The sequence below is a fragment of the Curtobacterium sp. MCBD17_013 genome, assembly GCF_003234565.1.
Taxonomy (GTDB): Bacteria; Actinomycetota; Actinomycetes; order Actinomycetales; family Microbacteriaceae; genus Curtobacterium.
The window spans coordinates 493,813-513,593 of record NZ_QKTU01000001.1 but is presented as its reverse complement, the minus strand read 5'-3'; the positions used below and the strand labels follow the sequence as shown (position 1 = coordinate 513,593).

23 protein-coding genes are annotated in these 19,781 nt (G+C 73.5%); 7 read left to right on the top strand and 16 right to left on the bottom strand.

The genetic code is table 11. The features are described 5' to 3' along the window. Window positions 1–5 precede the first annotated feature (5 nt). From fliN to DEI81_RS02245, 5 genes are all read right to left on the bottom strand, one after another. Complete coding sequence (gene fliN / locus DEI81_RS02265) at window positions 6–707, bottom strand: flagellar motor switch protein FliN (protein ID WP_111008852.1); 702 nt, start codon at window positions 705–707, stop codon at window positions 6–8. After that, window positions 704–1,681 carry a flagellar motor switch protein FliM gene (locus DEI81_RS02260; protein WP_258368441.1) on the bottom strand — a complete coding sequence of 326 codons (978 nt, stop codon included), beginning with the start codon at window positions 1,679–1,681 and terminating at the stop codon, window positions 704–706. The genes fliN and DEI81_RS02260 overlap by 4 nt, the downstream gene beginning before the upstream one ends. Before the next feature lie 73 nt (window positions 1,682–1,754). Further along, on the bottom strand, window positions 1,755–2,777 hold the full coding sequence (locus DEI81_RS02255) for a flagellar motor protein MotB (RefSeq protein ID WP_258368440.1): 1,023 nt from the start codon (window positions 2,775–2,777) through the stop codon (window positions 1,755–1,757). 1 nt (window position 2,778) lies between these two features. After that, entirely contained in the window at window positions 2,779–3,603 is an 825-nt protein-coding gene (locus tag DEI81_RS02250) for a motility protein A (RefSeq protein ID WP_111008850.1), read from the bottom strand. A 1-nt stretch (window position 3,604) separates the two neighbouring features. Beyond that, window positions 3,605–3,901, bottom strand: a complete 297-nt coding sequence (locus DEI81_RS02245; protein ID WP_111008849.1) for a flagellar FlbD family protein — start codon at window positions 3,899–3,901, stop codon at window positions 3,605–3,607. Between the two features lie 202 nt (window positions 3,902–4,103). Here DEI81_RS02245 and DEI81_RS02240 point away from each other — a divergent pair, with 202 nt between their 5' ends. The 7 genes from DEI81_RS02240 to DEI81_RS02210 all read left to right on the top strand — a co-directional run bounded on the left by DEI81_RS02240 (window position 4,104) and on the right by DEI81_RS02210 (window position 10,560). Further along, window positions 4,104–5,285: a glutamate--cysteine ligase gene (locus DEI81_RS02240; protein ID WP_111008848.1), complete on the top strand. Its 1,182-nt coding sequence runs from the start codon at window positions 4,104–4,106 to the stop codon at window positions 5,283–5,285. A 75-nt stretch (window positions 5,286–5,360) separates the two neighbouring features. Beyond that, window positions 5,361–6,098 (top strand): sulfite exporter TauE/SafE family protein, encoded by a 738-nt coding sequence (locus tag DEI81_RS02235; protein ID WP_111008847.1) that lies wholly within the window; start codon window positions 5,361–5,363, stop codon window positions 6,096–6,098. Between the two features lie 27 nt (window positions 6,099–6,125). Continuing rightward, window positions 6,126–7,109, top strand: a complete 984-nt coding sequence (locus tag DEI81_RS02230; protein ID WP_111008846.1) for a glycoside hydrolase — start codon at window positions 6,126–6,128, stop codon at window positions 7,107–7,109. After that, window positions 7,106–8,203 (top strand): Gfo/Idh/MocA family protein, encoded by a 1,098-nt coding sequence (locus DEI81_RS02225; RefSeq protein WP_111008845.1) that lies wholly within the window; start codon window positions 7,106–7,108, stop codon window positions 8,201–8,203. Before DEI81_RS02230 ends, DEI81_RS02225 begins: the two co-directional genes overlap by 4 nt. A 59-nt stretch (window positions 8,204–8,262) precedes the next feature. Further along, window positions 8,263–9,264, top strand: coding sequence for a Gfo/Idh/MocA family protein (locus tag DEI81_RS02220; RefSeq protein WP_181435293.1), 1,002 nt, complete (start codon window positions 8,263–8,265; stop codon window positions 9,262–9,264). A 64-nt stretch (window positions 9,265–9,328) separates the two neighbouring features. Then, window positions 9,329–10,003, top strand: coding sequence for a TetR/AcrR family transcriptional regulator (locus DEI81_RS02215; RefSeq protein ID WP_111008843.1), 675 nt, complete (start codon window positions 9,329–9,331; stop codon window positions 10,001–10,003). Continuing rightward, window positions 10,000–10,560 carry a hypothetical protein gene (locus tag DEI81_RS02210; protein ID WP_111008842.1) on the top strand — a complete coding sequence of 187 codons (561 nt, stop codon included), beginning with the start codon at window positions 10,000–10,002 and terminating at the stop codon, window positions 10,558–10,560. The genes DEI81_RS02215 and DEI81_RS02210 overlap by 4 nt, the downstream gene beginning before the upstream one ends. Before the next feature lie 40 nt (window positions 10,561–10,600). Here DEI81_RS02210 and DEI81_RS02205 read toward each other — a convergent pair whose 3' ends face one another. The 11 genes from DEI81_RS02205 to DEI81_RS02160 all read right to left on the bottom strand — a co-directional run bounded on the left by DEI81_RS02205 (window position 10,601) and on the right by DEI81_RS02160 (window position 19,780). Further along, window positions 10,601–10,987, bottom strand: a complete 387-nt coding sequence (locus DEI81_RS02205; RefSeq protein ID WP_258368439.1) for a VOC family protein — start codon at window positions 10,985–10,987, stop codon at window positions 10,601–10,603. A gap of 53 nt (window positions 10,988–11,040) precedes the next feature. Then, window positions 11,041–11,169 (bottom strand): hypothetical protein, encoded by a 129-nt coding sequence (locus DEI81_RS16455; RefSeq protein WP_258368438.1) that lies wholly within the window; start codon window positions 11,167–11,169, stop codon window positions 11,041–11,043. Further along, window positions 11,166–12,206, bottom strand: a complete 1,041-nt coding sequence (locus DEI81_RS02200; RefSeq protein WP_111008841.1) for a CU044_5270 family protein — start codon at window positions 12,204–12,206, stop codon at window positions 11,166–11,168. The genes DEI81_RS16455 and DEI81_RS02200 overlap by 4 nt, the downstream gene beginning before the upstream one ends. Beyond that, window positions 12,172–12,750: an RNA polymerase sigma factor gene (locus DEI81_RS02195; protein ID WP_258368437.1), complete on the bottom strand. Its 579-nt coding sequence runs from the start codon at window positions 12,748–12,750 to the stop codon at window positions 12,172–12,174. The genes DEI81_RS02200 and DEI81_RS02195 overlap by 35 nt, the downstream gene beginning before the upstream one ends. 47 nt (window positions 12,751–12,797) lie before the next feature. Then, the gene (locus DEI81_RS02190) at window positions 12,798–13,328 is read right to left on the bottom strand and encodes a MarR family winged helix-turn-helix transcriptional regulator (protein ID WP_111008840.1); all 531 of its coding nucleotides are present in this window, start codon (window positions 13,326–13,328) and stop codon (window positions 12,798–12,800) included. Between the two features lie 139 nt (window positions 13,329–13,467). After that, complete coding sequence (locus tag DEI81_RS02185; protein ID WP_111008839.1) at window positions 13,468–14,643, bottom strand: flagellar hook protein FlgE; 1,176 nt, start codon at window positions 14,641–14,643, stop codon at window positions 13,468–13,470. 154 nt (window positions 14,644–14,797) lie between these two features. Then, window positions 14,798–15,241 carry a flagellar hook capping FlgD N-terminal domain-containing protein gene (locus tag DEI81_RS02180; protein WP_111008838.1) on the bottom strand — a complete coding sequence of 148 codons (444 nt, stop codon included), beginning with the start codon at window positions 15,239–15,241 and terminating at the stop codon, window positions 14,798–14,800. Window positions 15,242–15,301: 60 nt separating this feature from the next. Further along, entirely contained in the window at window positions 15,302–17,101 is a 1,800-nt protein-coding gene (locus DEI81_RS02175) for a flagellar hook-length control protein FliK (protein WP_111008837.1), read from the bottom strand. Then, entirely contained in the window at window positions 17,098–17,982 is an 885-nt protein-coding gene (locus DEI81_RS02170) for a C40 family peptidase (RefSeq protein ID WP_111008836.1), read from the bottom strand. The genes DEI81_RS02175 and DEI81_RS02170 overlap by 4 nt, the downstream gene beginning before the upstream one ends. Further along, a complete protein-coding gene (locus tag DEI81_RS02165) occupies window positions 17,979–18,449 on the bottom strand; it encodes a hypothetical protein (RefSeq protein ID WP_111008835.1) in 471 nt (156 codons plus the stop codon). Before DEI81_RS02165 ends, DEI81_RS02170 begins: the two co-directional genes overlap by 4 nt. Beyond that, a complete protein-coding gene (locus tag DEI81_RS02160) occupies window positions 18,449–19,780 on the bottom strand; it encodes a FliI/YscN family ATPase (RefSeq protein WP_111008834.1) in 1,332 nt (443 codons plus the stop codon). Before DEI81_RS02160 ends, DEI81_RS02165 begins: the two co-directional genes overlap by 1 nt. Window position 19,781 lies beyond the last annotated feature (1 nt).

Here is a 19,781-nt window from a genome sequence, read left to right as displayed (position 1 = left end):
GAGGGTCAGATCCCCTCGGCGACGTCGAGGATCTTCGTGATGCGGACGGCGTAGTCCTGGTCGACGACGACCACCTCGCCGTGCGCGATGAGGCGGCCGTTGAGCAGCACGTCGGCCGGTGCGCCGGCGGATCGGTCGAGTTCCACGACGGCCCCGGGCTCGAGGCCCAGGACGTCACGGACGGCCATGCGGGTGCGACCGATCTCGACGGTGAGCGCCATCTCGACGTTGTTGATCCGGCCGAGGTTGCCGCTGATAGACGAGGCGACGGCCGCGGCCGCGGGTGCGTCCTCGCGGATGCGGATGGCGAACCACCCCGCCGGGACGCCCGCGGCGCTCAGCTCGAACACGGTGGTCTGGGGGTCGAGCAGGAGCGACGCGGCGGACGCGCGCACGGCCTCGCCGAGCACGCCCACGCCGAGCATGCCGGCCGCCGCCTCGAGCGCTGGCCGGACGACGTCCGTCACCGAGACGAGCGGCGCGTCGACGCCGCCGGCGGCCGTCATGCCGTCGAGGTCGAGGAGCACGAGCGCGAGGTCGGCCGACAGCGCACCGACGAACGACGCGACGACCGCGCCGCCCGCCTGCCCGGCGGCACCGCTCGCCGCTCCCGGCGTGAGCGGGGTGGCGCGCAGGGGCGTGGGGGTCGGGAGCTGACCGACGAGCGCCTCGGCGACCGAGGTCTGCAGGGTGATGGTGGCGGTCATGACGCCCTTTCGGTGTTCGGAGTGCGTGCGTGGGCGCCGGCGGCGGCGGGCGTGGTGGCGACGACGACGCCGGCGAGACGTGAGCCGTTCGCGCCGACCGCCGCCGTGCCGATCGGCTCGCCGTCGACCGTCAGGGTCAGCGGACGGTGCTGCGGGTGCGGGAGCGGCACGACGTCGCCGACCGCGAGGCCGAGGACGACGGCCGGACGCACGACCGCCGGGGCGAGCTGCAGCGAGACCCCGACCGGCACGTTCGCGATCTGCGCGTCGAGGAGTTCGCGCGGATCGGCCGTCGTCACCGTCGGGTTCGACTCGCCGAGCTGCGGCAGGACGACCTCGAGCGGGATCGCCAGGGTGGCCGGCGCGATGCGCTCCCCCACGCGGATGTCGAACGACGCGACGAGCATGAGGTCGCTCTTCGTGGCCGCCTGCGCGAACTGGCTGTTCCACTGGAACGAGCCGACCCCGATCGGCTGCACGAGGAGCGTGCCGAGCGAGTAGCGGAGGTCGTCGAGCGCGTCCTCGACGAGTTTGCGCACGAGCGCCTGCTCGATCGGGGTGAAGGTGCGCTCGGGGGCCGGCAGCGGTCGGGCCGCTCCGAGCATGTGACTGACCCACGTGAGCACCGAGGTGAGCGGGAACTGCAGGACGCCCTTGGCGCTCACGTCCTCGATCGTCAGCAGCACCATCGCGGTGAGCGGCGGCAGCGACGCGGCGTACTCGTCGTACGTCAGCACCTGCACCTGCTCGCAGGTGACCTGGGAGAGCACCCGGACCTTCGCGGTCAACTGGGTGCCCCACTGCCGCGCGAACGTCTCGAACGCGAGCTCGAGCACGCGGGACTGCTCACGGGCGAGGGTCGTCGGTCGACGGAAGTCCACCACCTCGACCTGGGCGTCGTCGTGCGCACGCTGGTCCCCACCGTGGTCGTCGCGGGGGGACGCCACGGCGCGCTGGGCGAGGAGGTCGGTCACGACGGGCACTATCGGTCCCGCGGTGATCCGTCGTTAGCGCTGTCCCCCGGACTGGGCGGGGGTCCCGTCGCCGCTACCCATCGCCCTCCGCGGTCGTCGGCGCCGTGGTCCCCGCCGTCTCGCCCCGATGCGCCGCGTCCTGCGCAGCCGCGATGGCCGGCATGAGCGCGCTGACGTCCTGGTCCTGGTTCGACAGCACGACGATGTCGACGCGACGGTTCAGCGCGAGGTCGGCGTCGGTCGACCCCTTGGACAGCGGCCGGCTCGACCCGAACCCGACGCTCTGCACGTGGTCGGCCGGCAGGCCTCCGCGCTCGACGAGATCCCGGAGCACGCCGGTCGCGCGGGCCGCGGACAGCTCCCAGTTCGTGGCGTAGGGCGCGGTCGAGTTCCGCTGGTCGGCGTGCCCCTCGACGCTGATATCGTGGCCGCTGCTCTTGAGGACCGGGGCGATCGCGTCCATGACCGCCCGGGCCTCGTCCGACAGGTCCGCGCTGTTGGTGGCGAAGTACGTCTCGCTCCCGACCAGCCGGACCGTCAGCCCGCGGGCGTCGAGGTCGAACTGCACGTTCGCGGTCTTGCCCTCGGCCGTCAGGTTCTTCTTGATCGCGGCCTCGATCGCCTTCAGGTCGTCGAGCTCCTTCTTCGCCGCCTCGACGTCCGCCTTGCTCGCCTTCGCCACGGCGGTGTTCGGCGTCGGGGCCGCCGCGGGGACCGCGACCGCGCTCGGGTCGGCGCTCGTGCCGTCCGCGTTGCTGTTCGCCGTGCCGCTCGCCGCACTCGAGTGCTCCGCATCGGACTTCGACAGCGCGTAGCCCTTGCCGTCCTTCTTCGTCACCTCGTCGGGCTTGACGACCGTGCCGGACGCCGTGTCGACCTTCTGCTTCTGCACCTGGCCGAAGCCGGTCGCGAGCGAGTCCTTGAGCGCGATGAACTTCTGCTGGTCGACCTGCGACATCGCGAACAGGACCAGGAACATGCACATGAGCACGGTGATCATGTCCATGTACGACGCCATCCAGCGCTCGTCCGGGTGGTCGTCGTCATCGTGTCCGCCGCCGCCGTGACCGCGGCGCCCTCGCCCTCTGCCAGCCACGTCAGGCCGCCAGCGCTTCGTCGTCGGCGGCGCCCTTGCCCTTGCCCTTGGCGCCCTTGGCCGGAGCCGCGTCACCGCGGGCCGACGGCGGCACCATGGCGCGGAGCCGCTCGCCGAGCAGGCGCGGCTGACTGCCCGCCTGCACGGCCAGGAGGCCCTCCATGAGCAGCGTCTGTCGAGCCACCTCGAGGTCGGCGAGCTTCTTGAGCTTGCCGCCGATCGGCAGCCACAGGAAGTTCGCACTGAGCAGGCCCCAGAGCGTCGCCACGAACGCCGACGCGATGAGCGGCCCGAGCTCGTCCGGCTTCGACAGGTTCGCGAGCACGTGGGTCAGGCTGACGACGGTGCCGATGATGCCGACCGTCGGGGCGTATCCGCCGAGTCCCATGAAGAACTTGCTCGCGTTCCGCAGGGTCGACGCGTTCGACTCGATCTCGTCCTCGAGGAGGATCCGGAGCTCCTCGCCGTCGGTGCCGTCCGCGATGTTCTGGAGCGCCTTCTTGAGGAACGGGTCGTCGTGCTTGTCGGCCTCCTGCTCGAGCGACAGCAGGCCGTTCGTCCGCGCCGTCTCAGCCAGACCGACGACGTCCTCGATCACCGATGCCGGGGGCACGACCTTGCCGGTGAACGCGGTCGGGATCGCCTTGAGGTTCGCGATGGCGTCCTTGAGCGTGGTTCCGGCGAGGCCACAGGCGAGCGTCGCGCCGAACACGAGCACCATCGGGGCGGGGATGATGAGTCCGGAGATCTCGACGTGCTCCATCGAGACCATGCCGAAGAGCGCCCCGAACGCGAGCAGGACGCCGATGATCGTCGCGAGGTCCACGTCAGCGCCGCCCCTCGGACGTGCGCGGTGCGGCGATGTCGGACACCGGCGCGAGGACCGGCTGCGGGCCCGTCGTGTTCACGCTCGAGGCCGTGTCGTCGGCCACGCCGGAGGCGATCGCGATGATCCGGGCGCGGTACGCGGCGATCATGTCGATGACCTCGGCCATCGACTCCTGCACGATGTACTTCGCGCCGTCCACCATGATGAGGGTGGTGTCCGGGCTCTCCTGGATGCGTTCCACGAGATCCGGGTTGACAGCGAATCTGCTGTCGTTGAGTCGCGTGACGACGATCATGGCCCGTCCTAGGTCGTGTGCTCCCGCCGCCGTCCGTGGGGCGGGTGTCCCGCTCGTCCTGAGCGGTACAGGCACGACTATCGGCCGTGGCGTCGCCGCCGTTAGCCCCTCGCGCACGGGCGGCGATCGCGCGCTTTACACCCGCGTCGTCCACCTGGCAACCCCGTGAGTCCTCCCGGCCGCGTCCGCACACAGTTGTGGCATGCGAACCATGGGTGTCGAGGAAGAACTGCTGCTGGTCGATGGCGAGACCGGCGAGCCCGTGCCCCTGGCCGACGAGGTCCTCGGCTGGCGGACCCGGCTGCAGGGGTCACGCGCCCACGGTTCCCTGACGGGCGAGATGCAGCTCGAGATGCTGGAGACCGTGTCGTCGGTGCACAACCGGCTGTCGGCGCTCGAGCAGGAGGTGCTCGCGAACCGCGGCACGGTCGACGCGATCGCGGCGCTCGAGGGTGCCCGGGTCGCCGCACTCGCGAGCGCGCCGCTCCCGACGCGACCGCACGCCCGGGACACACCGCGGTACCGGACGATGCTCGACCGCTACGGAGCGCTGCCCCGTCGGAGCCTGTCCTGCGGGCTGCACGTGCACGTCGGCATCGAGTCCGAGGACGAGGGCGTCGCCGTGCTGGACCGGATCCGCACCTGGACACCGGTCCTCATCGCCCTCACCGCGAACTCCCCGTTCCACGACGGCGAGGACACCGGGCACGCGAGCTACCGGAGCATCGAGTGGACGCGGTGGCCCTCCGCCGGGCCGATGGAGCGGTTCGGATCCGTCGCCCGGTACAACGCCGTCGAGCAGGCGATGCTCGGCACCGGTGCCCTGCTCGATGCGGGCATGCTCTACCTCGACGCTCGGCTGTCGCGGTCGTTCCCGACGGTCGAGGTGCGCGTCGCGGACGTGCCGCTCGACCCGGCGGTGACGGCGATGATCGCGGGCATCGTGCGGGCGATGGTCGACACCGCCGCGGCGGACTGGCGCAACGGCGTGCCCGCCCCGGACGCTCCCGCGTGCGCGGTTCGACTGGCGAACTGGCGGGCGGCACTCGAGGGACTGGAGGGCGAACTCGTCGACCCGGTCACGGGACGTGCGGCGGAGGCGCGCACGGTCATCGGGATGCTCCTCGAGCGCCTCGGCCCGGCGCTCCGCGCGAACGGTGACGAGCAGTTCGTCGAGCGGGGCATCGCCGAGGTCCTCGCGCACGGCACGGGTGCCCAGCGGCAGCGCGCCGAGTACGCGCGGACGGGCGATCTCGGCGCCGTGGTGCGGAGCGCGGTGCTCGAGACGCAGGGACGCAACCGCTCCGGGACGATCGACCTCGAGGAGCCGGACCCATCCGCAACCCCGCACCGGGCCTCCCGGCCGAGGACCGCGACCGCCTGACGACCGGCAGCGGGAACCCGCCGAGCCACGGCGCGGACCCGTCGGCCGGGCTCCGCGACGTGCCAGGATCCAACGGTGACGACCGCGGTGTTCCTGTTCGTGGCCGGTGTCGCCGCGGGCGTCATCGGCACCGCGGGCGGCATCACGTCGCTCGTGGCGTACCCGGCCCTGCTCGCCGTGGGCATCCCGCCCCTCGCCGCGAACGTGACGAACTCAGTGGCCCTGCTCGGCAGCGGGGCGGGATCGGCCCTCAGCGCGCGGGGCGACCTGGTCGGGCACGCGCCGACCGTCCGGCGGTGGCTGCCGGTCACGGTCGTCGTGTCGACCGCGGGCGCGGCCCTGCTGCTCGCGACGCCGTCGCACGTGTTCGACCGCATCGTCCCGTTCCTCGTCGCCGCGGGGTCCGCCCTGCTGCTCGTGCAACCGTGGATCGACCGCCGACGGACGGCGACGACGATGGCGCGCCCGGTCGCCGCGGCGAGCGTCGCCGGCGTCTCGCTCTACAACGGGTACTTCGGGGCGGGCTCCGGGGTCCTCATGATCGCCGTGCTGCTGCTCGACGGCGAACCCGTCCTGCACCGTGCGAACGCGCTGAAGAACGTGTTGCTCCTCGCTGGTGACATCGTGCCCGCCGTGCTGTTCGCCCTCTCCGGGACGGTCACGTGGGCCGCGGTGTGGCCCCTCGGCCTCGGCGCGCTCATCGGCGGGCTGATCGGTCCGAGCGTCGCACGGCGTGTCCCGCAGTCCGTGCTCCGTGTCGCCATCGCGGTGTGCGGGTTCGTGCTCGCCGGGTACCTGCTCGTCGCGGCATGACGAGCGGATCGGGAGCAGGCTCGGGGCATGACCGCTGACGACGCACTCGGGTCCATCGACCTCCCCGGCACCCCTCGACTGGTGGGCGCACCGTGGGGTGACACCTCGCGGCGGGGCCGCCCGTACGCGAAGGACCCGTCGGTGATCCGGTTCGGTGGCCGCTACCTGCTCTACTGCTCCTTGCCGTCCGGGTCCGACGACGTCGCCGAGGGCTGGTCGGTCGCCGTGGCCGAGAGCGACGACCTCGTGTCCTGGCGCACCGTCGCCGTCCTGCCGCCGTTCGGCGACTACGACGCGACGGGCGCCGCCGCCCCCGGTGCGGTCGTGCTCGACGGACGCGTGCACCTGTTCTTCCAGACCTACGGCCGTGGTCGCGAGGACGCGATCTGCCACGCCGTGAGCGACGACGGCATCGCCTTCACGCCGAACCCCGAGAACCCGGTCTTCGCGCCGTCGGGCGACTGGACGTGCGGACGTGCGATCGACGCCGACCTCGTGGCGACCGACGAGCACCTCGTGCTCGCCTGGGTCACGCGCGACCCGGAGATGCGGATCCAGATGCTCGGCACCGCTCGCGCGCCCCTCGACAGCGCCTTCGGCAGGGCGGACTGGGAGCAGCTGTCGGTCGACGGTCCCGCGCTGGCACCGGAACTGCCGTGGGAGCAGGAGTGCATCGAAGCGCCGGCGCTGCGCTGGGACGGCACGACGTTCACGATGTTCTACGCGGGCGCGTACAACAACTGCCCGCAGCAGATCGGCTGGGCGACGAGCACGGACGCGCGGACGTGGACGCGGGGTGCCGACGAGCCGCTGATCCCGGCGGGTCCGGGCGGCGCCTGGAACCACAGCGAGTCCGGACATCCCGGGTTCCTCGCCGACGGCCCCGACGCCGGGGTCCTGTTCTTCCAGGCGAACGCGGACGACGGGCACACGTGGCGGATCGGCGCGACACGGGTGTCGTTCGACGGTGCGACTCCGCGCGTCGAGTTCCACGGGGAGGCCGCGCGATGACCGCCCCGATGCGCGTCGGCCTGGTCGGCGTGGGCACCATCAGCGCCCAGTACCTCGCCGACCTGCCGTCCCTGCCCGGACTCCGGCTCACCGCCGTCGCGGACGTCCTGGAGGACCGTGCGGCTGCCGTCGCCGCCGCTGCGGGCGTGCAGGCACTCGCGGTCGACGACCTCCTGACCTCGCCCGACGTCGACGTGGTGCTCAACCTGACGATCCCCGCCGCACACGCGTCCGTGGCCACACGCGCCGTCGCGGCCGGCAAGCACGTGTACGGCGAGAAGCCGCTCGCGCTCTCGACCGCCGAGGCCGCCCCGGTGCTCGAGGCCGCCGCGCGCGCGGGCGTCCGGGTGGGCAGCGCCCCGGACACCGTGCTCGGTACCGGCATCCAGACCGCACGGGCCGCGATCGACGACGGGCTCGTCGGCACACCCGTCGGTGCCGCCGTCGCCTGGAGCGCGCCCGGGCACGAGCTGTGGCACCCCGCGCCGGGGTTCTACTACCAGCCGGGCGGGGGTCCGCTCTTCGACATGGGTCCCTACTCCCTGTCGAGCCTCGTGACCTTCCTCGGCCCCGTCGCCCGGGTGAGCGCGAGTGCGACGCGATCGGACCGCCGGCGCACGATCGGTACGGGCCCGGCGGCCGGGACGGGCATCGACGTGTCGGTCGACACCCACGTCGTCGCGATCCTCGAGCACGTCGACGGCAGCGTCTCGACCGTCACGATGTCGTTCGAGGTCTGGGCGACCCGCGCACCCCTGTTCGAGGTGTACGGCACCGCGGGCACGCTGGGTGTGCCCGACCCCAACCGCTTCTCGGACCCCGTGTCGGTGTTCGTCGCCGGGAGCGACGCGTGGCGGGAGCTCCCGGGCGCCGGCGGGTACGCCGACGCGGGCCGCGGTCACGGCCTCGCGGACATGGCCCACGCGATCGCCACCGGCCGGCCGCACCGGGCCTCCGGCGCGCTCGCGTTCCACGTGCTCGACGTGATGGAGTCGATCACCCGTGCCGCCGCCGAGCACCGCGTCGTCGAGATCGCGTCGCGCGTCGAGCGACCGGAGCCCGTCCCGCTGGGAGCGCGTCCCGACACCTGGTGAGCGTCCGCGCGTCGCGGGGAGCGAACACGAACACCGAGATGAGCCACGAGGGAGCGAGCATGCCATTGACGTTCGGGATGATCGGGGCGTCGACGATCGGTCCATCCGGGTTGGTCGAGCCTGCCGCACGTCGTCCGGACGTGCGCGTCGCGCGGGTCGCGGCGCGTCGCCCCGGGGCAGCCGCGGAGTACGCGCGGACGTGGGACATCCCGCGCGCGTCGGAGCACTACGAGGACGTCCTCGCCGACGCCGACGTCGACGCGGTGTACATCGCGAACGCCGCGGCCGAACACGCACGGTGGACGATCGCGGCGCTCCGCGCGGGCAAACACGTGTTGTGCGAGAAACCGATCGGTGTGAGCGGCGCCGAGGGTCGCGCGATCGTCGCCGTCGCGGCGGACTCGGGGCGGCTCGTCATGGAGGGGTTCCACTACCGCTTCCACCCGCTGTTCGACGCGCTCCGGACGCTGGTCGGGGACGGCCGGTACGGGGCGCTCTCGTCGATCAGCTCCTCGGTCAACGGCACCCGCCCGTACGATCCGCAGTCGATCCTGCACGTCGCCGCGCTCGGAGGCGGTGCCCTCCTCCACAACGGCGTGTACGCCGTGCACTGGTCGCGACTCCTGTTCGACGCGGAGCCGAGCGAGGTGGCCGCCCGTCAGCGGTGGAACCCGAGCGGCGCGGACTCGGACACGATCGCGACGCTGCGCTTCCCCACGGGCACCACCGCCAGCATCCACTGCTCGTTCGACCAGGACGATCCGGTGTCCCTCACGCTCCAACTCGCGGAGGCCGAGGTGACGGTGACGGGACCGATCGTGCCGCACCACGGAAACAGCCTCCGTGTCATCCCCCGACACGGCGCTCCGACGATGACGACGGTCGCCGGCGGCACGAGCTTCGACCACCAGCTCGACGCCTTCGTCCGTCGTGTCGGTGCCGGCGTCCCCGATCCCAGCACGGCGTACGGGCGCGGCGACGACATCGTCGCGAACCTCGACGTGGTGGATGCCATCCGCCGAGCCGCACGGTCCGGAGGGACGGAGCCGGTCCGACGGTGACGGATTGGACGATCGCCGTCCCGGAAGCTGGACGGCGGAACGCATCGCGCGCTAGTTTTTGAACATGTTCAAAAACGAGGACCGGGAGTCGAAGCGCAGCCGCACACGGGCGCACATCCGCGAGGTCGCGCTGCGGTCACTCCGCGAGCGTGGCTACGACGGTACGACCATGCGAGGCATCGCGACCGACGCCGGACTCTCCGTCGGGAACGCCTACTACCACTTCCCGACGAAAGACCACCTGGTCCAGGAACTCTACGTCGACGTGCAGCAGCAGCACCGCGCGGTCGCGCTCCCGCAGCTCGCCGCGGAGGACGATCTGACGGCGCGGGTGGGCATCGTCGTCCGGACCGGGCTCGCGAACCTCCGCGGCTACCACGCGATCGCCCCGCAGTTCCTCGCGGCCGCGATGGCGCCCGGCTCCCCGATCAACCCGCTGTCCACCGAGTCGTCCGCCGCGCGGGACCTCGTGCTCGGGCTGTTCCGCGAGGCCGTCGACGCTGCGCGGCAACAGCTCCCCCGCGACCTCGCGGGTGACCTGCCGATCGCGCTCTGGACCGGCTACCTGCTCCTCACGCTGTTCTGGACCTACGACACCTCCGCCGAGCAGGCCCGCACGGCACGTCTCGTCGACGCGATGCTCCGCGTCCTCCGGTTCGCACTCCCGATGCTCCGGATCCGCCCGTTCCGCTCGGCGGTCACCGAGATCGTCGGCATCGTCGCCGGGCGCCTCGCATGACGACCGACCGCCAGAACGGGACCCGGACGTGGGCCGACAGCTGGTGGCTTGAGATCCGGGCGTACGGGTGGCTCGTCGGGGTGACACTGCCGATCGTCCTGCTCCTGGGGTTGTCGGGGACCTCGCTCGTGTCGCTCACGGACGGCATCGGCGTCGGTGGCGGGCCCTGGTACGAGGTCGTGGGCCAGATGCTGCTCTGGGTCGTCTGGATGGACGGCCTCACTGCCGTGTTCGCCTTCGGCGCCGTCCTCGTCGCGTTGCCGTTCACGTGGTCACTGGGCCGGGTGATGCGCCCCGTCCGTTCGCGCGCGGTGCACGTCGTCGCGACCTCGGTGCTCGCGGGCACGCTCGCCGCGGTCCCGATCGCCGTCTGGCCGCCGTCGGCGATCCTGTTCGTGCCCATCTCGGTCGCGGCCGGCGCCGCCGGGGCGATCGCTCGGCGCGGCGAGTTCCGCCGAGCCGACCGGCTCGCCGCGGAGCATGGGCGGTCGGACGGTGCGCCGGGCGGGGCGTGGCCGGCGCCGTCGCCCGTCCGTCCGACCGGGGACGGGAGTTGACCCGCCGGCCCGCACCACCGGCGGGGACAGCCGGGAACGCTCAAGCCCCCGGCAGGAACAGGCAGAACGGGTGGCCGTCGGGGTCGAGCATCACCCGGACGTCCTCGGTCGGCTGCCACGCGGCTTGCCGTGCGCCGAGCCCCTCGGCTCGCGCGACCGCGGCAGGCAGGTCCTCGACCAGGAAGTCGAGGTGGAGTTGCATGCCGGGCGCGTCCGATCGGCCGGGCCAGGTCGGCGGGACGTACTCGGGCTCGAGCTGCACCGAGAGGCCCGGGCCGTCGTCAGGACGGACCCGGGCCCAGCTGTCGTCGTCCTCGAACACCGTCCAACCCGTCAGGGCGCCGTAGAAGCGGGCGAGCTCCAGGGGGCGCGGCGAGTCGAGGACGGTGGCGACGAGGGTCGGCATCGCGGGGTCGGCGGCGGTCATGCCGGGGAGCGTACGCCCGGTGGTCGGGCGGTGCCGCTCCCCGGCACGGGCCGTCATCGTCCGTTCGCGGCCTCGCGCTCGAGTGCCCAGGTGACGTCGACCCAGCGGGTCCTCGGCGTCGGGATCACCAGGAGCGGCACGGTGTCCACGCCGACGGTCTCGACCTGCGGTGCGGCGCTCACCGGGCGCTCCTGGCCGGTGCGGCGTCGACGACGCTCGTGGTCACCGCGGTCCAGCCGATGGGGGTGCCGTCGGGCACCTTCCAGGAGGCAGCCGCCCCGCCCGTGACGACCTCGCGTTCGCCGATGAGCAGGCCCGTGGACGGATCGATGATGAGCTCCTGCTGGTCGCCGTTGCCCTGTGCGTAGCCGATCGCGACGCCGGTCCGTCCCTCGAGGTTGGCCTGGCGGTCGGTCAGGACGACCCCGGGGATGCCCGCGGCCGCCTTGTACAGGGCTGCGCGGAGGTCCGCCGGTGCGAGTCCACTGCGGAGCGTGTCGGCGATCCACCCGAACGCGGCGAGGTCCGGGTCGTCCTGGCCCTTCGTGGCGTCGTAGGCGTGCCGGAGCAGCGCGGCGGGGTCCCGTGGAAGGGCCGCGAGGTCCGACGGCGACACCACGGCCGGGCTCCCGTAGAACCCACCACCGGCTGCGCGCAGGTACTCCCCCTTCGCCTTGTCGGACACGCGCGCGGCGCGCTCGGAGTCGGGCCCGAACGTCTGCACCACCCGCTCCGGGTCGCGGACCCAGACCCAGTCACCGGCCGTGTCGGCGGGGACGTACAACTGGCCGTCCTGCGACGACAGGTAGGTGCCGGAGCCGTGGTCGTCCTCGAACCCGGATGCGTAGACGGCCCGCGTCGCGACCTCGAGGTACTGGCCGGGGTGCACGACCGGGTCCGTCGTGGCGGTCGTCGAGGCGGCGGCGTGGGTGAGGACCTCCGCCGCTGCCGGCGCGGCGCTCCCGTGCGGTCCGGTGCCGGCCACGCCGATCACGTTCCCGACGACGAGGGCCGCCGCGACGCCCGCGGCGACGACGGAACCGGCGCCGATCCACCCGGCACGGCGGCCGCGCCGACCGGATCCACGTCGGACCGGACCCCGTGTGGGCGTGCCCTGCTCGATGTGCGCGAGCAGTGCCTCCCGGCCGCGTGCCAACGTCTCCGGCTGGACCGGTTCCACGTCGTCACGAACGGACCGGAGCAGTGTCAACTCGTCCATGTTCCACCTCCTGAGCCGCGTCGCGGCCTGCAGCGGCACGCAGCGTGCGGCGTGCTCGGTTGAGTCGTGAGCGGACCGTCCCGACGGGAACGTCCAGCGCCAGGGCGACGCCCTCGTAGTCGAGGTCGGCCCAGGCGTAGAGCAGCAGCACGTCGCGGTCGCGGGCGGGCATCCGCTGGATCGCGGAGCGCAGTCGGCGGACCGCGAGTTCGGCCTCGAGCGCCTCGTGGTCGTGCTCGGTGACGAGCGCGGTCGGGTCGGCCCGGGCGCTCGCCCAGAGCCGCGCCTCGATCCGACGGTGCCGTTTCAGCAGCGTCGTGACGATGCCGTACAGCCAGGGCAGGGCGTCCGCGCGGTCGAGGTCGTACGCGGTCCGGCGCTCGAACGCGACGGTGAAGGTCTCGGACACCAGGTCCTCGGCCACGTCGGGTCCCGCGCGGCGCGCTGCGAACCGGTGGATCGCCGGGGCGTGCCGGTCGTACAGCTGCGCGAACTCGGCGGGCCGCTCCAGGGTCCGCCGGATGATGTCGCTGTCGGTGCTCACACCAGGTATTGCACGGACCGGGCGATCGGGTTCACGATCCGTTCCGGTCAGTCGCCGCTCGGCGTGTCGCGCCGTGCGGCACGGGTGCGCCGCGGCCTGGCGGAACGGGGCGGGATGGTGCGCATGTGGTCGCGGACGCGGGCGAGGACGCGGAACAGCGCCACGACGTCGTCGTGGCCGAGCGGTTCGAGGAACAGCTCGCGGAGGACCGCGACGTGGCCCGGGAACACGCGGGCGAGCACGGCGCGACCCGCGTCGGTGACCGTCACGGTGACGCCGCGCTCGTCCTCGGCCGAGGTGCTCCGGGCGACGAGCCCGGCCCGCTCGAGCAGCCCCACCTGGTAGGTGAGGCCGCTCCGGCTGTAGACGACGCCGTCGGCGAGTTCGGTCATCCGGCGGCTGCCGTCCGGAGCGTCGCCCAGCGTGGCGAGGAGCTGGAACTGCACGTAGCTGAGGTCGCCGGCCTCACGCAGCTGCTGCTCGACCGTGTGGCGCAGCAGACTGCTCACCTCGATGAGCGCGAAGTACGCGTCGAGTTCGACGGGGTCGAGCAGGGGTCGGGCTTCGTCGACGGGCATCCGTCCATCCTAGGTGCTTCGAATTCCCAGCACCCGAGGGGCAGCGGCGCGCCGGTGACCGCGCACATGCCGGGAGGCCCGGCGGACGTGACCGGTGAACCGGACGTCCGCCGGGCCTCCCGGCCGCGCGGCGTGCGCGTCAGCGCTTGAGGTTCGTCAGCTCCTCGAGCACGGAGTCGGACGTCGTGATGATGCGGGCGTTCGCCTGGAACCCACGCTGGGCGACGATGAGGTTCGTGAACTCCTGCGAGAGGTCCACGTTCGACATCTCGAGCGTGCCCGACGCGAGCGAGCCGAGGCTGCCGGACGTGGGGCTCCCGACCTGCGCCGAACCCGAGTTCGCCGTGGCGCGGTAGCCGGAGTCGCCGACCTTCTCGAGGCCACCCGGGTTCGCGAACGACGCCAGGGCGATGCGGCCGAGCGCCTCGGTCGAGCCGTTCGAGAACTGGCCGACGAGCGTGCCGTCCTGCGAGATGGAGAAGCCCTTGAGGGTGCCGGCCGCGTGGCCGTTCTGGCTGCTGATCGACGCGGTCGAGAGCGTGGCGAACCCGGTGAGCTGGGTCATGTCAGCGGTGATGCCACCGATCTTCAGCGTCCCACCGCCGCTGATCTTGCCGTCGGCGCCGAACGTGATCGTGCCGGACGCGGCGTTGCCCTCACCGTCGGTGCCGCTGACGTTCCAGCCCGCGGCGGTCTTCGTGAATGCGAGCGTCATCGCGTGCTTGGTGCCGGACGCGTCGTACACGTCGCTGTCGCGGGTGATCACCTGTCCGGTCGCGGTGTCCGACGGCAGGTTGCCGTCGACCGTGGCCGAGGTCGTCACGGCAGCGGGTGCCGCTGCGGTCAGCGGCAGCGTGATGTCGCCGAGCTGGCCGCCGTCGTCGACGACACCGTTGGTGGCCGAGTAGCCCTGGACGATCTTGCCGTCCGGGGTGGTCAGGAGGCCCTGGGCGTCGAAGTCGAACGAGCCGGCCCGCGTGTAGACGGTGTCGTTGCCCTGTCGCGTGACGAAGAACCCGTCGCCGGAGATCATGAGGTCGGTGGCCTTGCCGGTCGCCTCGGCCGAGCCCTGCGCGAAGTTCGTCGAGACGCCGGCGACCTGCACGCCGAGGCCGATCTGGGCCGGGTTCGTGCCGCCGAGGCCGGACTGCGGGGAGCCCGCACCCTGGGTCATCTGCGACAGGGTGTCCTGGAACACGGTCGTCGACGACTTGAAGCCGGCCGTGTTGACGTTGGCGATGTTGTTGCCCGTGACGTCGAGCATCTCCTGGTGGGAGCGGAGTCCGGAGATCCCGGAGTACAGCGAGCGGAGCATGGTGCGTCCTTTCGGAGGGCGACGGGCCGGCTGGCTCGCCGTCGGTGACGGAAGTGGTGGTCTCCGCGGCGCGTCCGTGCTGTGCGGTGGTGGTCCGACCGGCCGTCCTGGCCGGGGTGGTCGTGCGGGCAGGGCCCGGGGAGACGCGGGGCCCTCAGGACCCGCTGCTGGTCGTGGTCGTGACGCCGGAGACGCTGTCCAGAGCGACCTCCTTCCCGTTGACGGTCACCTGCGGGACGCTCCCGGCGTACGACACGGCGGTGGCGGTGCCGGTCACGTCGGTGCCGGTCGTCGCGTCGGTGTAGGAGACCTGCTTGCCGACGAGGTTGGCGGCGGCGATCCGCATCTGGAGCGAGAAGTTCTCGTTCGCGGTCGACGTCTGGTTCGTCATCTGCTCCATCATCGCCATCTGCGTCTGCTGGCTGATCATGGCGTTCGTGTCCATCGGGCTCGACGGGTCCTGGTTCTGCAGCTGCGTGACGAGCAGCTTGAGGAACATCTGCGAGTCCATCGTCGACGAGGTCGTCGTCGGGTTCGCCGCGAGCGCTGATGCCTGGGCGGCCGTGTCCACGGTGCCGGTGATGCCGTCGAGTGCCATGTGCGGTCCTTCGTTCGTTCTCGGTGACTATCGGTCGTCGTTCGGGTCTCGTCAGCGCCGTCAGGCGAGGACGTCGAGCCCGGTGGTCGGGGTGGCCGTCCGTCCGGCGGCCGCAGCGGCGTCAGCGGACGCCACCGTGGCGCCGGTGGGCCCGACCGGACCGCCCGACCCGGGCGTCGGGGCGGTCGAGGGTCGCCGGTCGCCGCCGCCCGTGTCCGACGGCTGGTTCTGCCCCGAGAGGTCGAGTGTCGTCGCCACCCCGGTCTGCCCGAGGTCACGTCGGAGCTCGGGCAGGATCGACCGCACCGCGTCCCGGCCCGCGTCCGACGCGGCGAACAGCTCGACGCGCATCCCGTCGGCGGACACGTGCGCGCGGACGGTCACCGATCCGAGCGTCTCCGGGCTCACCGTGACGGTCACGACGTGCTCGCCGTGTGGCGCTGCCGCGAGCGTGAACAGCGGTCGCGCGAGCTGCTGCGCCAACGGCGCGGGGGTCGGTGACGGCGCTGCGGCGGTCGCCGACACCGCGGGACCGGCCGGTCCGGCTCCCGGGGCCACCGCGGGTACGGCGAACGGGAGGGACGGGGCCGCGTCCGGCGCGCGCTGGTCGACGGCCGCGGGTCCGGTCGTCGTGCGCGCCGGCCCGGCCGGCGCCGGTCCCGCGGTGCGGGTCGGGAGGGACGGTGCGGCGTCCGCGGACGCCATGCGGACCGCCGGTCGCTCGGTCGCCGTCGACGGCGGGACGGTGATCGCCCCGCTGGCCGCCGCCGCGCTCGGCAGGGGTCCGCTCGTCGCGGTGCCGCTCGTCGCGGTGCCGCTCGTCGCGGTGCCGGTCGTGGCGGGTCCGGTGACGCTCGCTCCGGGGCTCGAGGCGTCGGTGGCGCGCCCGGCGATGCCGACCCCGTCGGTGATGGCTTCGGAGGTCCTGGTCTCGACGGAGCCGGACCGGGAGGCGCCGGTGCCGGCGCCGGTGCCGGTGGCACTCCGGCCGAGCCGGCTGCGGCCGACGGTGTCGACTCCGACCGGCGACGTCGACGTGACGGAGGCGCCGCCCGGGGCCGTGGTGCCTCCGGCGAGCGTGCCGGGGACGCCTGCGGTCGCGCTCGGGTCGGACGTCGCGTCGGCCGCGGTGTTCCCCGGAACGGCGTCGGACACCGGGGCGGCGGCGAGCCCGGGCAGTCCCCCCATCGGGGTGAGCGTCGCCGGCACGGCGGATGTCGGGCCGGAGGCACCGGACCCGAGCGCCGCGCGGCGGCCGGTGGTCGGGTCCGCGCCGAGACCGACGCCCGTGGGCACGGCGCCCCCGGCGACGGTGGTGGCCGTGGCGGTCGTGGCACCGGGGACGTCGAGCGCAGCACCCGCGCCCGTCGGGACGGCACCGGCCGAGCCGGACGCGGCTCCGGTGTCGGCCACGGCAGAAGGCGCACCGGCGGCCGTCGAGGAGGCCCCGGTGACGGCAGCAGCCAGGCTCGCGAGCGCCGCGGCACCGGCGACGTCCACGAGCCCGTCCCCGACGTCGGCGCCGGACTGGTCGCCCGCGTCCGTCCCGTTCGCGGGCGTCGATGCCGGCCGGGCTCGTTCCGCATGGCGGTCGGCGCCGTCGTGGCGCCCCCGTGGTCGTGCGGCGCGGTCGTCGTGGCTGCTCCCGGGCCTCCCGGTCGACGGAGCGGGCCGGTGATCGGGTCGGACGCCGGCCTCCTGGTCCAGCCGGTCGTCGGACCGGCCGTCCCGATCGCTGTCGGTGGCGACGGAGGCCAGGGTCGCGTCGAAGTCCCCGGAGCCGGTGGGCGACGTCGGACGGGCCGTACCGGACCGTGGCGCCGCGGGCGGCGGTGCCGCGGGCGTGGCGAGCACGGTCATGCGATGCTCCCGCCGCCGAGCAGCGACATGAGCGCCGCTGTCTGGAGGTCGGCCGACGAGGTCCCCACGGTGCCGCCGAGCGACGAGAGCGACGACAGGCCCCCGAGCGAGGACAGCGAGGACAGCCCGCCGAGCGACGCCAGCGCGTCGAGCGACGACGCGCTCGAGCCCGCTCCCGTCGCGGACGACAGCGACGCCAGGAGGGACCGGGCGGACGCGACCGCGGACGCGTCGGAGGCGGCCGCGGCCGGGGGCGAGGACGTGGCGGTCGACGGCACGATGCGTCGGATCGTCGCGATGTCGCTGTCCTTCAGCCAGTTGTCGACGATGCGGACGTCCTTGCCGGGGTGCGGCGCGTGGAGCACCTTCCCGTTGCCGACGTAGATGACGACGTGGCCCTCGCCCTTCGGGATGATGAGGTCCCCGGGCTGCGCCTGGGCCAGCGAGGGCACGGCGACGCCCATCTTCGCCTGGTCCGGCACGACGCGGGGCATGTGGACGCCGAGGTCCTTGAACACCGTCTGGACGAGTCCCGAGCAGTCCATACCGGACCGGGTGGTGCCACCGAACACGTACGGCACGCCGAGGTATTTCTCCGCGTCCGCCACGACCTCGGTTCCCGTGGCCCCGGACCCCGTCGCCAGCGCGCCGGCCTCGGCATCCGTCGACGTCGGCGCGGCAGCGTCGGTGGTGGCCGGAGCAGCGGTGGCACTGGCGCCGGTCGCCGTCGTCGGGTCGCTCGCGGCGCTCAGGGCGTCCGCGAACGCGGTCGAGGCATCGGTGGAACTCGTGGCGGTCGCGCTCGCGTCGACACCGCCGCGCAGGGTGGCGATCTGGGACTGGATCTCCTGGATCCGGGCGAACACCGCGTCGACGGTCATCGGGCACCTCCGGTGGGGTCGGTGGGGGCCGCGGGACGCTCGGTCTCCGGCGGCGTGGGTCGTGCCGTGCGGGCGGCGATCTCGTCGAGGACGAGCTGTTCGGCGCGCAGGTCCTCCTCGGCGACGCGCTCGGCGTGCCGTTGCTCGAGCTTCTCGAGTCCGATCGCGGCACGGCGTGCGTCGTGGTGGGCGCTGCGGGCCCGGTCGGCGGCGGCACGGCGGGTGGCCTCGACCCCCGCGAGCTCCTCGAGCATCCCGCGGGTCGCGGCGCGGGCGGCGGCGACCGCGCTGAGCACCGCGGCGTCGGTGACCTCGGCCTGCGGGTCGTCGAGCGTGCGGCGGGCGGCCATCCGTGCGTCGGCGGCGTCGCGGAGCCGCTCGTTGGCGGCAGCCAGCTCGGCGGCGGCCTGGTCCTGTTGCGCGTGCCGGAGGCGGAGCAGTCCGGCGAGGGCGAAGCGGCGGGGCATCAGACGCCCCCGAACCGCGCGACGAGGGCGGCGAGCCGGCGCCAGGAGTCCTCGGCCTCGGCGCGCTCGTCCATGCCCTGCCGGAGGAACGCGTCGATCGCGCCCTGGTGGTCCACCGCGGCGTCGACGAGGGGGTTGCTCCCCCGCTGGTACGCCCCGACGTCGAGCAGGTCCTGCGCGGCCTTCCGCGCGGCCATGACCGATCGGAGCGTGGTGGCGAGGGCGCGGCGGTCCGCCGGCGTCACCTTGCCGGCGACGCGGGACACCGACCCGAGGGGGTCGACGGACGGGAAGTGTCCCGTGACCGCCAGGCGCCGGTCGAGCACGACGTGCCCGTCGAGGATGCTCCGCGCCGCGTCGGCGATCGGCTCGTTGTGGTCGTCGCCGTCGACGAGCACCGTGTACAGGCCGGTGACGCTGCCGACGCGGTCCGTTCCGGCACGCTCGAGCAGTCCTGCGAGGAGCGAGAAGGTCGACGGCGGGTACCCGCGGGTCGCGGGCGGCTCGCCCACGGACAGGCCGATCTCCCGCTGCGCCATCGCGACGCGGGTGAGCGAGTCCATCATGAGGACGACGTCCTGTCCGGCGTCGCGGAACGACTCGGCGATGCGGGTCGCCAGGAACGCCGCCCGGAGCCGCATGAGCGCCGGCTCGTCGGAGGTGGCGACGACGACGACCGAACGAGCGAGCCCGGCTGGCCCGAGGTCGTCCTCGAGGAACTCCCGGACCTCGCGACCGCGTTCACCGACGAGGGCGATGACGCTCACGGCCGCGTCGCTCCCCCGCGCGATCATCGACAGCAGGGACGACTTGCCGACACCCGAGCCGGCGAACAGCCCCAGGCGCTGCCCTCGGCCGACGGTGGTGAGGGTGTCGAGCACGCGGACGCCGAGCTGGAGCGGGGTCGCGATCCGTGCGCGGTGCATGGCGGAGGGCGTGTCGTGGTCGAGGGGCACCAGGTCGTCGGCGTCGAGCGGCCCGGCACCGTCGATCGGCCGCCCGAGCCCGTCGAGCACGCGCCCGAACAGACCGGCACCGGTGGGCACGAGCACGGGACGCCCGGTCGGCCGTGCCGGGGTGCCCGCCGTCACGCCGGTGAGTCGGCCGAGCGGCATGCAGCGGATGCCGCTCGCGTCGGTGGCCACGACCTCGACGGCGACCGGTGGTTCGCCGTCCCGGCCGACGGCGACGACCTCGCCGATCGCGCAGTCGAGCCCCGCGATCGTGAGTCCGAGTCCGACGGCGCTCGTGACGACGCCGACCCGCTGCGGACGTGCCGCCGCGACGGCGCGGTCGAGTGCCGCCGGACGGATCCGCGGCGTCGTTCCCACG